This is a genomic window from Pseudokineococcus marinus, from assembly GCF_013004605.1.
GTDB lineage: Bacteria > Actinomycetota > Actinomycetes > Actinomycetales > Quadrisphaeraceae > Pseudokineococcus > Pseudokineococcus marinus.
This window is the reverse complement of record NZ_JABEMA010000049.1, coordinates 1-14,181: the sequence shown is the minus strand read 5'-3', so window position 1 is coordinate 14,181 and position 14,181 is coordinate 1. Positions and strand designations below refer to the sequence as shown.

At 76.7% G+C, this 14,181-nt stretch carries 16 protein-coding genes; 5 read left to right on the top strand and 11 right to left on the bottom strand.

Going from position 1 to position 14,181, the window contains the following annotated elements:
• Positions 1 to 326: 326 nt before the first annotated feature.
• From HLB09_RS05480 to HLB09_RS05465, 4 genes are all read right to left on the bottom strand, one after another.
• Positions 327 to 1,160 (bottom strand): DNA-formamidopyrimidine glycosylase family protein, encoded by an 834-nt coding sequence (locus HLB09_RS05480; RefSeq protein ID WP_171202398.1) that lies wholly within the window; start codon positions 1,158 to 1,160, stop codon positions 327 to 329.
• 42 nt (positions 1,161 to 1,202) lie between these two features.
• Positions 1,203 to 1,451 (bottom strand): hypothetical protein, encoded by a 249-nt coding sequence (locus tag HLB09_RS05475; RefSeq protein WP_171202397.1) that lies wholly within the window; start codon positions 1,449 to 1,451, stop codon positions 1,203 to 1,205.
• Positions 1,452 to 1,527: 76 nt separating this feature from the next.
• Entirely contained in the window at positions 1,528 to 2,286 is a 759-nt protein-coding gene (locus HLB09_RS05470; protein ID WP_171202396.1) for an SDR family NAD(P)-dependent oxidoreductase, read from the bottom strand.
• Positions 2,287 to 2,396: 110 nt separating this feature from the next.
• A complete protein-coding gene (locus tag HLB09_RS05465) occupies positions 2,397 to 3,251 on the bottom strand; it encodes an SDR family oxidoreductase (protein ID WP_171202395.1) in 855 nt (284 codons plus the stop codon).
• A 138-nt stretch (positions 3,252 to 3,389) separates the two neighbouring features.
• Between HLB09_RS05465 and HLB09_RS19185 the strand changes: the two genes are divergently transcribed.
• Positions 3,390 to 3,998 carry a TetR/AcrR family transcriptional regulator gene (locus HLB09_RS19185; RefSeq protein WP_171202394.1) on the top strand — a complete coding sequence of 203 codons (609 nt, stop codon included), beginning with the start codon at positions 3,390 to 3,392 and terminating at the stop codon, positions 3,996 to 3,998.
• 144 nt (positions 3,999 to 4,142) lie between these two features.
• Here the strand turns inward: HLB09_RS19185 and HLB09_RS05455 are convergent, their stop codons facing one another.
• Genes HLB09_RS05455 through HLB09_RS05445 form a run of 3 tightly spaced genes read right to left on the bottom strand, consistent with a single transcriptional unit; the run spans position 4,143 to position 6,702 of the window.
• Positions 4,143 to 4,835, bottom strand: a complete 693-nt coding sequence (locus tag HLB09_RS05455; protein WP_171202393.1) for an NADPH-dependent F420 reductase — start codon at positions 4,833 to 4,835, stop codon at positions 4,143 to 4,145.
• Entirely contained in the window at positions 4,832 to 6,022 is a 1,191-nt protein-coding gene (locus HLB09_RS05450) for an MFS transporter (RefSeq protein ID WP_212770592.1), read from the bottom strand. The genes HLB09_RS05455 and HLB09_RS05450 overlap by 4 nt, the downstream gene beginning before the upstream one ends.
• Entirely contained in the window at positions 6,019 to 6,702 is a 684-nt protein-coding gene (locus tag HLB09_RS05445) for an SDR family NAD(P)-dependent oxidoreductase (protein WP_171202392.1), read from the bottom strand. Before HLB09_RS05445 ends, HLB09_RS05450 begins: the two co-directional genes overlap by 4 nt.
• A gap of 139 nt (positions 6,703 to 6,841) precedes the next feature.
• Between HLB09_RS05445 and HLB09_RS05440 the strand changes: the two genes are divergently transcribed.
• Positions 6,842 to 7,699, top strand: coding sequence for a helix-turn-helix domain-containing protein (locus tag HLB09_RS05440; protein ID WP_171202391.1), 858 nt, complete (start codon positions 6,842 to 6,844; stop codon positions 7,697 to 7,699).
• Positions 7,700 to 7,711: 12 nt separating this feature from the next.
• Here HLB09_RS05440 and HLB09_RS19800 read toward each other — a convergent pair whose 3' ends face one another.
• A complete protein-coding gene (locus tag HLB09_RS19800) occupies positions 7,712 to 8,317 on the bottom strand; it encodes a TetR/AcrR family transcriptional regulator (protein ID WP_171202390.1) in 606 nt (201 codons plus the stop codon).
• Positions 8,318 to 8,403: 86 nt separating this feature from the next.
• Here HLB09_RS19800 and HLB09_RS05430 point away from each other — a divergent pair, with 86 nt between their 5' ends.
• Together HLB09_RS05430 and HLB09_RS05425 are read left to right on the top strand one after the other, a co-directional pair.
• The gene (locus HLB09_RS05430) at positions 8,404 to 9,144 is read left to right on the top strand and encodes an SDR family NAD(P)-dependent oxidoreductase (RefSeq protein WP_171202389.1); all 741 of its coding nucleotides are present in this window, start codon (positions 8,404 to 8,406) and stop codon (positions 9,142 to 9,144) included.
• Between the two features lie 32 nt (positions 9,145 to 9,176).
• Complete coding sequence (locus HLB09_RS05425) at positions 9,177 to 10,262, top strand: Gfo/Idh/MocA family protein (protein WP_171202388.1); 1,086 nt, start codon at positions 9,177 to 9,179, stop codon at positions 10,260 to 10,262.
• Positions 10,263 to 10,310: 48 nt separating this feature from the next.
• On the opposite strand, the gene HLB09_RS05420 is transcribed toward HLB09_RS05425, so the two are convergent.
• Positions 10,311 to 11,042: an SDR family oxidoreductase gene (locus tag HLB09_RS05420; RefSeq protein ID WP_171202387.1), complete on the bottom strand. Its 732-nt coding sequence runs from the start codon at positions 11,040 to 11,042 to the stop codon at positions 10,311 to 10,313.
• Between the two features lie 94 nt (positions 11,043 to 11,136).
• Between HLB09_RS05420 and HLB09_RS05415 the strand changes: the two genes are divergently transcribed.
• Positions 11,137 to 11,985, top strand: coding sequence for a LysR family transcriptional regulator (locus tag HLB09_RS05415; protein WP_171202386.1), 849 nt, complete (start codon positions 11,137 to 11,139; stop codon positions 11,983 to 11,985).
• Between the two features lie 25 nt (positions 11,986 to 12,010).
• Here HLB09_RS05415 and HLB09_RS05410 read toward each other — a convergent pair whose 3' ends face one another.
• Both HLB09_RS05410 and HLB09_RS05405 read right to left on the bottom strand, forming a co-directional pair.
• Positions 12,011 to 12,643, bottom strand: a complete 633-nt coding sequence (locus HLB09_RS05410; protein WP_171202385.1) for an energy-coupling factor ABC transporter ATP-binding protein — start codon at positions 12,641 to 12,643, stop codon at positions 12,011 to 12,013.
• The coding region (locus tag HLB09_RS05405; RefSeq protein WP_171202384.1) for a hypothetical protein at positions 12,640 to 14,181 on the bottom strand (1,542 nt) is incomplete at its 5' end. The genes HLB09_RS05405 and HLB09_RS05410, both read right to left, overlap by 4 nt.

Here is a 14,181-nt window from a genome sequence, read left to right as displayed (position 1 = left end):
CCGGGCCCGCGCAGCGCTGGCCCCCGCCGTCGGCGAGGTCGCCGGGGCGGGCAGCGGGATGCTCGCCGTCGGCCCGGTCGACGACCTCCTGCGGCGCCTCGACGCCGCGCGGTGACGCCGGCCGCGGACCTCGCGGGTCGGCGCGCGGAGCGCCGACGACGAGGGCGGACTTCGCGGGCCGACGCGCCGTTGTCCGACGACGAGGGCGGACTTCGAGGGCCAGCACACGGCGTGGCGCCCGGCGAAGTCCGCACCGGCCCGAGGCCGACGGCGCACCCCTCGGGATCCGCGCTCGTGGTCCGCGCGCGACCTGCTCCGGCGGAGCGTCAGGCCTGCTGCTCGGCGGTGCACCACCACGTCGTGCGGCCGCCGACCTGGCCCGTCGCCATGTCCGCACCGCACCGCGGGCAGTGCTGCCCCTTCTTCCGGGCGCCGATGACCTCGCCCGTGTGGACGCCGCCGTGGCGGATGGCCGCTCGGGTCGCGGCGCGCAGCGCCCGGTGCAGGTCGGTGAGCTCGTCGACCGAGAGGTCGCCGGCCGGGCGGTGCGGGTCCTGCCGCGCCTGCCACAGCGTCTCGTCGGCGAGGAGGTTGCCGACGCCGGCGAGAGCGGACTGGTCGAGCAGACGCGCCTTGAGGGGCGCCGTCCCTCGCCCGACGCGCTGGCGGAACTCCGCGGCGCCGATCTCGCCCGCGTCCGGCCCGAGGTCGTCGAGCGACGGGTCGAGCCGCACCCGGCCGAGCCGTCGCTTGTCGAAGAGCCGCAGCGAGCCGCCGTCCTCGAAGACGAGCGTGAAGCGGTACCACTCGGGCCTGGCCACGGCCTCGTCGGTGCCGTCGACGCCGCGCACGGGGTCACCGCCGTGGACGGTGCCGCCGTCGCCGGTCCGGACGATGATCCGACCGCTCATGCCGAGGTGGAGGCCCAGACGCGGGCCGTCGTCGCCGCGGCCGTCGTCGCCGGACGTGTCGCACCACATCGTCTTGCCCCGCCGGTGCGCCGCCGTCAGGCGCCGCCCGACGAGGGCCTCGCGGACCTCGCCCGGCACGTGGGGCCGGCAGACCCAGTCGTCGGCGTCGTCGACGTCGACGATCGTCCGACCGAGCGCGGCCTCGGCGATCGTGGAGCGGGCCAGCTCGACCTCGGGCAGCTCGGGCACCCGGTCAGGCTAGGTCGGCGGCCTCGCGCCGGCGCGGCGGTCCTACCGCCCGCGCCGGAGCCGCCGGTTCTTCACGACGGCCCACGCCAGCCCACCGGCGACCACCACCGCGCAGGCCAGGACCGCCCACGAGGCGGCCGATCGCGCGCCCGCGCCCACGGGCAGCCCCATCACCAGCAGGAGCGCCAGGCCCGCGACCAGGGCCGCCCGTCGCACGACGGCGATCGGGTGGCGGCGCGGCAGCACCGGGTCCCAGCTGCCGGGGCCGCGGTCCTCGTGGTCGGTGGGCACCGCTCGAGGGTAGGAGCTCCCGGGCGTGAGGGGCCGCGCCACCCGCCCCGGGCCCCGGGGCGGGTGGCGCGCCGGGTCAGGCGACCGCCCCGAGGAGGAAGCCGCCGTCGGCGACGATCTCCCCGCCGGTCGAGAAGGTGGCGTCGGCGGCGGCGAAGAGCACGTAGCGGCCGATCTCCTCCACGCTCGCCTGGCGGGGAATGGGGAAGCCGTCGACGGGCACGAGCTCCTCGCCGGTGACCGGGTCGTGGGCGAGCGGGGTGTCGATGATGCCGGGGTAGACGCCGTTGACGCGGACGCCGTCGCGGGCGAGCTCCTTGGCCATCGTCGCCGTCATGCCGCGCACGGCCCACTTGCTCGTGGAGTAGGCGATGAGACCGGGGGCCGGCGCGAGGGCGGAGATCGACCCGACGTTGACGACCGAGCCGCCGCCCGCACGTCGCATCGAGGGCAGCACGGCCCGGACGCCGTGCAGGGCGCCGAGCAGGTTGGTCTCCAGGACGGCGCGGAACTGCTCGACGCCGATGCTCTCGGTCGTCCCGGGGACGAGGCGGGCGGCGTTGTTGACGAGCACGGTGACGGGGCGGCCGAAGCGCTCCTCCGCGGCGCCGACGGCCGCCCCCCAGCTGGTGGGGTCGGTGACGTCGAGGGGCAGGGCGACGGCGTGCTCGGGGCCGGTCTCCTCGAGGAGTTCGGCGAGGGCGTCGGGCGTGCGGGCCGTGGCGGCGACGTCCGAGCCCGCCGCGACGAACTGGCGGACGAGGCTGCGGCCGAGGGCGCCGGCGGAGCCGGTGACGAGGACGGTGGTGCCGGCGAAGCGGTCGGTGGTGCTCATGGCGGCTCTCCTGGTGGTCGGTGCGGGTGGGTGACGACGTGCGGGGACGGGGGCGACCGTCAGCGCGCGCGGTGGGCCGAGCGGGCACCCGGCGTGCGGGCCCGGTGCGCCTACGCGGCGACCGGTCGCCCGAGGACGTCGTCGGCGTCGGTGCTGAGGGCGATGTCGCGGTGGGCGTCCATGTCGAGCAGCCGCTGCTGCAGGACGGCGCGGATCGTCGCGTCGGCGTCGGACCCGAGCGCCTGGCGCCGCGGGGGGTCGGCGAGCTCGGCGACGCGGACCATGGCCGCGGCCATCCTGCGCGGGTCCCCCGGCATCGCCTCCAGCGGCAGGCCCGGTCCGCGGACGAGCTCGGCCGCCGGGGTGCCGGCGTAGGCGGCCAGGGCGGGGGCGACGTCGGCGGACGCGCCGCCGAAGCCGGTGCGGGCCATCCCCGGCTCGACGAGGGTGGTCAGGATCCCGAAGGGCGCGAGCTCGGGCGCCAGGGCCTCGAAGAAGCCCTCCACCGCCCACTTGCTCGCGTGGTAGGCCGACATGCCGGGGAAGGCCGTCTGCCCGCCCATGCTGGAGACCTGGAGGACGCGCCCGCCGCCCTGCCGGCGCAGGTGCGGCACGGCCGCCCGCACGAGGGCGATCGACCCGGTGACGTTGGTGGCGAGCTGCCGCTCGACCTGCGCGTCGGAAAGCTCCTCGGCGGCGCCGAAGAGGCCGTACCCGGCGTTGGAGACGACGACGTCGACGCGGCCGAGGTCGGCGAAGGCCTGGTCGACGACCTCGCGGACCCGTGCGGTGTCCGTGACGTCCAGGGCCCGCTTCCACAGCCGGTCGCCGTGGCGCGCGGCGAGGTCGTCGAGGCGGGAGGGGTCGCGCAGGGTGCCGGCGACGGTGTCGCCGCGCTCGAGCAGCAGCTCGGTCAGGTGCCGGCCGAAGCCGCTGGAGGTGCCGGTGATGAGCCAGGTGGTCATGGCTGACCGCCCTTCCGTGAGGAGGTGGGGACGCAGGCAGCTGGTCGGTTCCCCAGCGAGGTAAGTAACTAACCGGATGCATTCGTACACCCCCGCCGAACGCTGGTCAACATCCAGATGGTTACTTACGCTGGGCGCATGCCACCCGACGCCACGGACACGAAGCGGCGCCTCCTGCGGGCCGCGGTCGAGGAGTTCGCCCGCCACGGCCTCGCCGGCGCCCGGGTCGACCGGATCGCCGAGGCGGCGGCGGCCAACAAGCGGTCGATCTACATGCACTTCGGGTCGAAGGAGGAGCTCTTCGACAGGGCCGTCGCCGACAGCATGCTCGAGCTGGCGCAGTCGCTGACCCTCGACGACGGCGACCTCCCCCGCTACGCCGGCGACATGTTCGACCGGCTGCAGCGCTGGCCCCACGTCACGCGGCTGTACCACTGGGCCGCGCTCGAGCGGGAGCAGCCCTTCGAGCCCGAGGTCGCCGGGTACCGCCGGCGGGTGGAGGCCATCGCGGCCGCCCAGGCGGCCGGCGAGGTCCGCGACGACGTCCCCGCGGCCGACCTCATGGCGATGGTCATCGCCGTCGTCATCAGCTGGGACAGCGCCGCGTGGTCCCTCCGGGAGCTGCAGGCCGAGCACGGCTCCCCGGACGCCGCCGCCCGCCGCGCAGCCGTCGTCAGCGCCGTGGCCGGCCTCACCCGACCCCCCGGGCCGTCCCCGGCCCTCCACGAGCCGCGCAGCAGCCGGTAGCTCCTCTAACCGACGTCCGGCGACACGCTCGTCCGGGAGGCCGTCCGGGCCGACGTGCGCGGCGCCCAGCCGGCGGGGCCGCCGCCGCGGTGCTGCCCGGGTGCCGCCCGCGGCGGCTCGACCGCCGCGGGCAGCACCGCGTCGTCACCCGCCGGGCCGCGTCGCCCGGCGCAGGTCGCGCTCCAGCTCCTGCCGGCCCCGCCCGTCGACGTGGTGGTGCCACATCGGCGTCCCGGGGGCGCTGCGCCACGACTCGCTCAACGGGCTGTTGTCGACGGCGTCGAAGCCGAGGTCGTCGTACAGGCGCGTGACGACCTCCACCGCCTCCGGGGAGTCGCTGGAGACGACCAGGGCCTTCCGGTGGGGTGCGCCCGCCGGTCGGGCCAGCCGGAGGAGGCCCGGCAGCGCGTCGCTCGGCACGCGCACCGGGTGGCGACCGTGGAACTGGACGTGCGTGAACGCCTTGACCACGGCCGACGCGGGCAGCTGCCCCTGCCGGAGCTCGTGCACCGTCGCGCGGCCCGACTCGACCTCGGCGATGACGCCGTCGCGCCACGCCATGTAGTTGTTGGTGTCGACCACGACCTTCCCCGCGAGCTGCTCGACGGGCAGCCGGGCACCGGGGGCGTACGGGAAGGCGAGGACGGCGACGTCGGCCAGGGCCGCGGCCTCCTCGGCGCCGGCCGCCCGCGCCCGGGGCCCCAGGTCGGAGACGAGGTCCCGCAGCGTCTCCGGGCCCCGTGAGTTCGCCAGGACGACGTCGCAGCCGGCCGTGACCGCCGCCCGGGCGAGCGTGCTCCCCGCCTGGCCCGTCCCGAGGATGCCGAGGGTGGTCATGCGTCGCCCCTGCGGCGCAGGCCGGTCAGCAGCACCCCGCCGAGGACCACCACGATGCCGCCCACCAGCAGCGGGGCGCTGGGGGCCACGGCGTCGACCAGCAGCCCCCCGACGACGCCGCCGACGGCGATGCCGACGTTGCAGACCGTGACGACGAGCCCTCCGATCTGCTCGAGGCGGTGCGGCCGGGTGCGGGCGCCCCACGTGAGCACCGCCGTCGGCACGCCGCCGAAGCCGAGCCCCCACAGCGTCACGCCGGCGACGAGGCCGACCACCGAGCCGCCGGCGCTGTGGACGACGAGCATCCCGGCGCCCGCCAGGGCGGGGAAGGCGAGGAGACCGGTCCGGAGCGTCCGGTCGAGCAGGGGACCGCTCAGCGCGGTGCCCAGGACGCCGGCGACGCCGAAGACGAGCATCAGCGCGGCGATCCCGCCGGCGCCGACGGCGGACAGGCTCTCCACGGCGGGCCGGACGTACGTGAAGCCGCTGAAGTGACCGCCGAAGACCAGCAGGACGGCCAGCAGGCCCAGCAGCACGACGCCGGAGCGCAGCGTCGCCCCCAGCGCCCCGAGCCCGCCGGTCACCGTGGGCGTGACACGCGGCAGGGTCGCCGCCTGGACGACCAGGGCGAGGGCGGCGACGCCGGCCCCGAGCCAGAAGACACCGCGCCAGCCCCACACCTCCCCCAGCCACGAGCCCAGCGGGACGGCGACGACGGTGGCGAGCGCGACGCCGGAGTTGATGACGGTGAGGGCGCGCCCGAGGTGGTCGGCCGGCACGAGGCGCGCGGCCATGGCGGCCGCCATGGCCCAGAAGCCGCCGAGGGCCACGCCGAGGAGCAGTCGGGCGACCAGCAGCACGGCCAAGGTCGGCGCGAGGGCGACGACGACGCTCGAGGCGGCGGCCAGGGCCGTCAGGCCGGTCATCACACGGCGTCGGTCGGCCCGCGGCAGCACGGCGGACAGGAGCAGGGCGGACAGCACCGCGGCCGCGGCGGTGACGGTGACGCTCTGGCCCGCTGCGCCCGTCGAGACCCCGAGGTCCTCGGCGATGCGCGGCAGCAGGCTGGCGGGCAGGAACTCGGCCATGACGATGGCGAAGATGCCGAGCCCGAGGGAGACGACGGCGGCCCACGACGCCGCCCGGGGCGTCGGCAGAGCCTGCGGGACGCGCGTGGTGGTGCTCACCAGGCGAGCACCCCGGTCTCGTCGGAGAGGGTCCCGGTCGGGCCGTCCGGGCCCGAGGTGGCCAGGCGCACGACGACGCGGGCGCTCTCCCGCGGCGGTCGGCCGATCCCGAAGGCGGCGGTCATGTCGGTGGCCGTGGTGCCCGGCTCGACGGCGTTGAAGCGGACGCCGGGCTCGGCCTTCGCGTACTGCAGCGTCAGCATGCTGGCCGCCGCCTTCGACGCCGAGTACAGCGCCAGCGTCAGGTCGTGCTCGGGTCGCTCGGGGGTGGTCACCGCCCAGAACGACCCGGCGCTGCTGGAGACGGTGACGACGTGCGGGGCGTCCGACCGGCGCAGCAGGGGCAGCGCCGCCTGCGTCACCCGGACGACGCCGACGGCGTTGGTGTCGAAGGACCGCAGCGCGGCGTCGCCGTCGAGCCCGGTCTCCAGGACGCCCGCGTTGTGCACGAGGACGTCCAGGCGGCCCTCGGCGGCGTCGACCTCCGCCAGGGCGGCGGTCACCGACGCCTCGTCGGTGACGTCCAGCTGGACCGCCCTCGCACCCACCTCGGCGGCGGCGCGCTCGCCGCGGACGAGGTCGCGCGCGCCGAGGTACACGACGTGCCCCAGCTCTACGAGCTGCCTCGCGGTCTCCAGCCCGATGCCCTTGGTGGCCCCGGTGATCAAGCTGATGGTCATGTGCTCCCTCTCGAGGATCCGGCCCGGTCGGGCCTCTCGAGGACGCTAGGAACGGGGGCGCGACCCACCCAGAGCCCCGAGCAGCCGGGGGTGCGGCAGGACCCCCGCTGCGCACGCCCGACCGACCTACGCTCGTCGCGTGACGCAGCCCACCAACGCCCTCGGGGCCTTCCTCCGCGCGCGGCGCGAGCTGGTGACGCCCCAGCAGGCGGGCATCCCCGCCCTCGGCGTGCGCCGCACCCCGGGCCTGCGGCGCGAGGAGGTGGCGATGCTCGCCGGCATCAGCGCCGACTACTACCTCCGGCTGGAGCGCGGCCGCGACCGCCACCCCTCCGTGCAGGTGCTCGAGGCGATCGCCCGCGTCCTCCGGCTCGACGACGACCACTTCCGGCACCTGCTGACGCTGGTGGCGGACGTGCCCCGACGACGCCGCCGCCCGGCTCGCCGGCCGGTGCCTCCGGAGGGCGCGCTGAAGCTCCTCGCCTCCCTCCAGCAGCCGGCGTTCATCGAGGACCGGTACTTCGACGTCCTCGCGGCCAACCCCCTGGCGACCGCGCTCTCCCCCCGCCTCGTCGCGGGGGGCAACCAGCTGCGGGCCCTCTTCCTCGACCCGGCCGAGCAGGCGCTGCACCAGGAGTGGGAGCGCGTCACCGAGTGCTTCGTGGCGGCCCTGCGGCAGGCGGTCGGGACGGACGTCGACGACCCGCGCTTCATCGAGCTGACCGGCGAGCTGACGCTGGCGAGCGCCCGCTTTCGCCAGCTCTGGGCCCGCCACGAGGTGCGCGGCCAGCGGGGCACCCCCATCCGGCTCGACCACCCGCAGGTCGGTCCGATGACCCTCAACCGCGAGCGGCTGACCATCAACGGCACCGACGACCAGATGCTCGTCGTCTTCCACCCCGACGCCGGCTCCGGCGACGCGGACCAGCTGGCCCTGCTGGCCTCCGCCGCGATGCCCACGTCAGGCCCCGGGCGTGAGATCGCGCGCCGCCCCTGACGGGTCGGACCGTCAGGCGGGCGGCCAGGTGCGCAGCGCCGCGTCGGCGACCGCACGCAGCCGCTCGCGCCCCGTGCCACCGGCGGCCTGGACGGCGATGCCGTTGGCGACGGTCATGAGCACCTCGGCGAGCAGGTCCGGGTCGGAGCCCGCAGGGAGGTCGCCCTCGGCGGCGGCGCGGCGGAAGCGCTCGGCCAGGCGGGCGCAGGCGTCGTTGCGCCAGGTCGCCAGCAGCTCGCGGACGGCTCGGTCACCGGGTGACGTGGTGAGCCCCCCCTGGACGCCGAGGCACCCGTGCGGACGGTCCGGGCCGGTGGTGGTGTCGACCGCGCCGTGCAGGAAGGCCGTGGCCACCCCGTGGGCGGTCGGCTCCTCCAGGGCCCGCGTCCCGTAGGCGCCCGGGCCCGCCGAGTAGCGCCCCAGCGCAGCGCGGAAGAGGTCCTCCTTGGCGCCGAAGGCGGCGTACAGGCTCGGCCGGGTGATGCCCATCGCCGCCGTGAGGTCGCTGAGGCTGGCGCCCTCGTACCCCTGCGCCCAGAAGACCAGCACGGCCTGGTCGAGCGCCCGGTCCGCGTCGAACCCTCGAGGGCGCCCGAGCGCCTTGGGGGTGGTCGCCACGTGGGCAGGGTAGTCCGCCCGGCCCCGCCGACGGGCGTGCTAGCGTCTTTCCATACCGATCGGTACAGATAGAAGGGCGGGACGTCATGGGGAGCTTCGAGGGCATGACCGCGGTGGTCACCGGCGGCAGCGCGGGCATCGGGCTGGCCACGGCCAAGCGGCTGGCCGCGGAGGGCGCGCACGTGGTCATCACCGGGCGCCGCGCCGAGCAGCTCGAGACGGCGGTCGCCGAGATCGGCGACGCCACGGCGGTGGTCGGGGACGTCAGCGTCACGGGTGACGTCGAGCGCCTGTACCAGCAGGTGCGCGAGCTCGGGCGGGGCGTCGACGTGCTCGTCGCCAACGCCGGCACCAACCAGGTCGCCACGCTGGAGGAGACGACCGAGGAGTCCCACGACCGCCTCTTCGACGTCAACGTCAAGGGGACCTTCCTCACCGTGCAGAAGGCGCTGCCCGTGCTCAACGAGGGCGCGTCCGTGGTGCTCGTGGCCTCCACGGCCGGCGGCAGCGGGACACCGGGCCAAGGGGCCTACGGGGCGACGAAGGCCGCCGTCCGCTCCTACGCCCGCACGTGGGCGAACGAGCTCAGCGGCCGCGGCGTCCGGGTCAACGTCGTGTCCCCGGGACCGGTCGACACCCCGCTCTGGGACGAGGTCTTCGGCGCCCGGGCCGAGGAGGTGAAGGCGACGGTCGCGGCGGGCCTGCCGGCCCGGCGCGTCGCCGACCCGGACGAGGTCGCCGCTGCCGTCGTCTTCCTCGCGTCGTCGCAGAGCAGCTTCGTCGACGGGGTGGAGCTCCACGTCGACGGCGGCATGAACCAGGTCTGACGACCGAGCACCTGCGGCGAGGAGGAGCGGTCGTGACGGAGGGACGGATCGGCGTCGGCGTCGTCGGGCTCAGCGCGCGCGGCGGCTGGGGAGCCGGGGCGCACCTGCCCGCGATGGCCGCCGCCGGCGGCTTCGAGCTGCGCGGCCTCGTCGCCGGCTCACCGGAGTCGGCGCGCGTGGCCTCTCAGCGGTTCAGCGCGCCCGCGTACGCCTCGGCGGGCGAGCTGGCCGCCGCGGACGACGTCGACCTCGTCGTCGTCGCCGTCAAGACGCCGCGGCACCGCGAGCTCGTCCTCCCCGCGCTGGCCGCCGGCGCGGCCGTCCTCTGCGAGTGGCCCGTCGCCGTCGACCGCGCGGAGGCGGAGGAGATGGCGGCCCACGCCTCCGGGCGGCCCACGTTCGTCGGCCTGCACGGGCGGTCCGCTCCGGCCTTCCGGTACCTGGCCGACCTCGTGGCCGACGGCTGCGTCGGTGACCTGCTGTCGGTCACCCTCGTCTCAGCGGTGACGGAGTGGGGCACGCCCGTCTCCCGGCGCATGGCGTACACCCTCGACCGCACGCAGGGCGCGACGATGCTGGCCATCGCCTTCGGCCACGCGATCGACCCGGTGCTCATGGCCACGGGCGAGCTGCGCGACGTCGTCGCCACGACGGCGGTCCGGCGCACCACCGTGCCCCTGGAGGGGACGGGGCGCGCCGCGCCCGTGACGGCCGACGACCAGGTCGCCGTCTCCGGGACCCTGCCGGGAGGAGCCGTCCTCTCGGCTCACCAGCGGGGCGGCGTCGCCGCCGGGCCCGGCTTCTCGGTGCAGCTCGACGGCACCGCGGGGACCCTGGTGGCCACCGCACCGGACCACCCCCACCTCACCACGGTGACGATCCGCGGCGCCCGCCGCGGCGAGGAGCTGGCTCCGGTGGAGGTGCCAGCGGGCCACGACGCCTTCCCCCACCTGGGAGGGACGCCCCTCCACGCCCTGGCGCACGCCTACGCCGGCGTCCGGGAGGAGCTGCACGGCGGCCCCCGCACCGTCCCGGACCTCGCGCACGCCGTCCGCCGCCACGCGCTCCTCGACGCCGTCCTGGCGTCCGCGGCCAGCGGACGGCGCGTCGACCTGTAGGCGCTCGGCCGAGGACGGCCGGGGAGGCGCCCGCCGGTCACGGGTGCCTCACCACGGCACGACGCCCGCGTCCTCGAAGAAGCCGCCGGTCGGGCCGCCGTCCGGGAGCGTGGCGAGCCGGACCGGCGTCCGCGCGCCCTCCTGCGGCGTCCGCGTCCCGCGGAAGCCGTTGAGGTCGGTGGCCACGAAGCCCGGGCAGGCGGCGTTCATGAGGACGCCCGTGCCCTCGAGCTCGTGCACGTACTGGAGCATCACGGCGTTGAGGAAGGTCTTCGACGGCGCGTAGGCCACCGCGACCGGCCCCTGGGCCGCCGCGTCCGCGGGGGCCCACTGCCGGGTCAGCGACCCGACGCCGCTGGAGACGTGGACGACGCGCGGCGACGGCGCCCGGCGCAGCAGCGGCAGCACCGCGTTCGTGACGCGGATGACGCCGTAGACGTTCGTCTCCACCACCGTCCGGACGACGTCGAGGTCCACGGCCGAGGGCTGCTGCGGCAGGGACCCGGTGATGCCGGCGTTGTTGACCAGGACGTCGAGCCGACCCTCCTGCTCCTCGAGGAGCGCCGCCGCCGCCCGGACGCTCGCGTCGTCCGTGACGTCGAGCGGCACGCCGAAGGCGTCCACCCCGCTGGCGCGCAGCCGCGCGACGGCGTCCTCGCGCCGCGCGTCGTCCCGCGCCCCGACGCCCACGCGGTGCCCGAGGGCGCCGAGGCCCGCCGCGATCTCGTAGCCGATGCCCTTGTTCGCCCCGGTGACCAGGGCCGTCGTCGTCTCGCTCATGCCCACGAGCGTGCGCGCGGGGCGGGACGGCCGTCCAAGACCGCCCGGGGCGCAGCGATACCGCACGGGTATGGGCGCGCGTAGCGTGCCCGCCGTGGAGTCACGGGAGCTGCGGTACTTCGTCGCCGTCGCCGAGGAGCTGCACTTCTCCCGCGCGGCCGAGCGCCTGGGCATGGCGCAGCCGCCGCTGTCGCGGGCGGTCGCCCAGCTCGAGCGCCGGCTCGGGACGCCGCTGCTCGAGCGCAGCAGCCGCTCGGTGGCGCTGACGGAGGCCGGCGCGGTGCTGCTGCGCGAGGGCCGAGCGGCCCTCGACGCCCTGGAGGCGGCCGAGCACCGCACGCGGCGCGCGGCCCCTGCTCCGACCGGGACGCCGGGCATCGCCATCGCGACGAAGGCCGGTGCGTCCGACGAGCTCCTGGCGAAGCTGCTCGACGCCCACGCCGCCGAGCCCGGCGCCGTGTCCGTCGAGGTCGTGCTCTGCGGGCCGGGCCAGCAGGCGCGGCTGCTGCGGACCGGCCGGGTCGACGTCGCGCTGCTGCACCCGCCCATCGACGACGTCGAGGGCTTCGACGTCGAGGCGCTGCGCACGGAGGGGCAGGTGGCGCTGCTGCCCGCCGGCCACCCGCTCAGCAGCCGCACGAGCCTGCGGCTCACCGACCTCGAGGACCTTCCCGGCCTGCCCCCGCCGCGCTACCCGCGCGCGGACGGCACCTACCCCGAGGGCCCGGGACCGGAGGTCCACGACCACGCCCAGCTCGTCCAGCTGGTGTCCCTCGGGCGGACGGCGGTCGTCGTGCCCGAGGTCGCCCGCACGCACCTGCGCGGGGGCGTCACCGCCGTCCCGGTCGTCGACGCGCCCGAGGTGACGACCGTCATCGCCTGGCCGCCGCACAGCCGGTCGCTGGCCGTCGCACGGCTCGTGGAGACGGCGACGCGGCTCTGAGAGGTCGCCGTCCGCGGGCGGCGACCTACCAGTCGAGGTGGTAGTTGACGAAGCCCTCGCCCTCGAGAGCCGTGCGTCCGACCTCGACCTCGAGGGACGCCGGCGGCGCCACGTCGGTCGCGAGGACGCGCGTGGTGTCGAGCTCGAGGTCCCCGCTGACGTCGCGCAGCGCGAGGTCGGCGCGCGCCCGGTCGACGCCCAGGTCGGCGACCGCGCCGTCCACGACGTCGCGCAGCTCGTCGTCCGTCAGCCCGCGGCGCACGACGACGACGGAGCCCGGAGGGGCGGTGCCGTCGGCGGCGCTGACGACCACGGTGTCGGCGGGCGTCCGCAGCAGGTCCTGCCCGCCGGCGGTGACGAGGACCTCCAGCCCGCCGCCGTCGCGCTCGAGCGGGATCGACGTGCGCCCCTCGGGGAGGGCGAGGTCGACGCGGGCCGGGGGGTCGTCGAGGTCGAGGACGAGCGTGCCGTCAGCCAGGAGGTCGGCGACGGCGGCCCGCTGGGCCTGGCGGCGCTCCGAGGCGCTGCCCCGCTCGTCGGGGGTGGTGGGGCCCACGGTGCACGCTCCGGTCAGGCTGAGGACGAGGACGGGCAGGACGAGGGCGGGGAGGGCGCGAGCGGGCAGGGCGCGGCGACGGGTCCGGGCGGGCGTCGTCACTGCTCGAACCTCACGTCCCAGTCGGCCAGCTGCGCGGCGATGTCGTCGAGCCGGTGCGGCAGCGTGCGCATCTGCTCGACCCGCTCGCCGACGTCCTGCTCGAGCAGGGCGCGGACGGTGCCGGGGTCGTCGTCCAGCAGGGAGCGGTAGGCGGGCAGGGTGTCCTCCTCGATGAGGGCCCAGCGGTCGTCGAAGTCGGCGACGTTCCCGTCCGGGAAGGGCGTGGTGACGTGCGCGGTGCCCTGCGCGGGGTTGTCCCACGGGCCCAGCCGCTCCGGGCCCGGCGTCTCCACCGCCACCTCGAGGGGGAACACGTCGGGGTAGCCGGACGCGCCGGGGATGCTCGGGGCGCCGACGAGGGTGAGCGCCCACGTGAAGGCCTCGCCGGAGGGCGCGTGCGCCCGCATCCGGTCGTAGTCGTCGTCGATGACCTCGTACTGCTCGCGGAGCAGGAGCGCGCCGTTGCCGGCGGCGACGCGGTCGCGGTCCCCGCTCGCGATGTCGCGCCACGCCTGCGCCGTCGTGCCGGGCAGGACGCCGGCGGCGGCCATCTCCTCGAGCGCCGCCGCACCGCCCTCGCGGTAGGCCTGGTGGCCGGGGGCCATGTCGCCGAAGATCTCCTTCTGCATGGACAGCAGGGTCGTCTCGTAGAAGGCCAGCTCGTCCTCGCCCAGCTGCGCGAGGTCCTCGACCCCCGGTGGCAGGCGGACGCCGGGGGGCAGCGGGAGGTCCTGCAGCCGCTCGGCGACGCCGCGGAACTGGGCCAGGTCGAAGAAGCCCGCGGCGAAGGACGGGCCGATGAGCGCCGCCATGCCCGCCCACTCCAGGTCCGGGTCCTCCAGGTAGAGGTCGGCGTAGTAGCGGTAGACCGCCTCGATGGTGCCCCGGTTGGCGTCCGCCCCGGCCGTGACGTCCCACGCCAGGAGGTCGATGCCCGCCTCGTCGGCCGCCCGGCTGGTCCAGTAGCCCTCGAGGGCCGCGCCGTACTGGGGCGGCGGGACGCCGAGCGCGCGCGCCCGGTCGAGGAGCGCGGCCAGCTCGTCGGTGCGGCCCACCGGCGGGCTCGCCAGGGCCTCGCGCAGGTCGGTGAGGGCACCGCCCTGCAGCGCCCCCTCCGCCGCCGCGCGCATCACCGCACCGGCCAGCACGTCCGCCAGCGACGACCACGGACCGGCCGCTCGCCCGGCGAGGCCGGCGCTCTCGACGAGGGCGTCGGGGACGGCGACGAGCACCGCGGCCTGCAGCGCGGAGCCCGTCCGCGAGGCGTGCGCCCGCAGCCCCTCCCGCAGCAGGTCCACCTCCCGCCGCACCGCCGCCCGCTCGGCACCGAGGGCGGAGTCCGCCGCGCCCACGGCGGCGGCCCGCGCCCGGCGCACGTCGACCAGCGCGAGCCGGGGCTCGACCATGTTGGAGACGAGGTGGGCGTAGCCCAGCCCGGGCACCTCGGCGACCTCGATGCCGTCCGCGGACCGCAGCCGCTCGACCTGCGAGGGCGGCAGCGCGTTGGCCACGAGGTCGACCTCGCCGCTCTCGAGCGC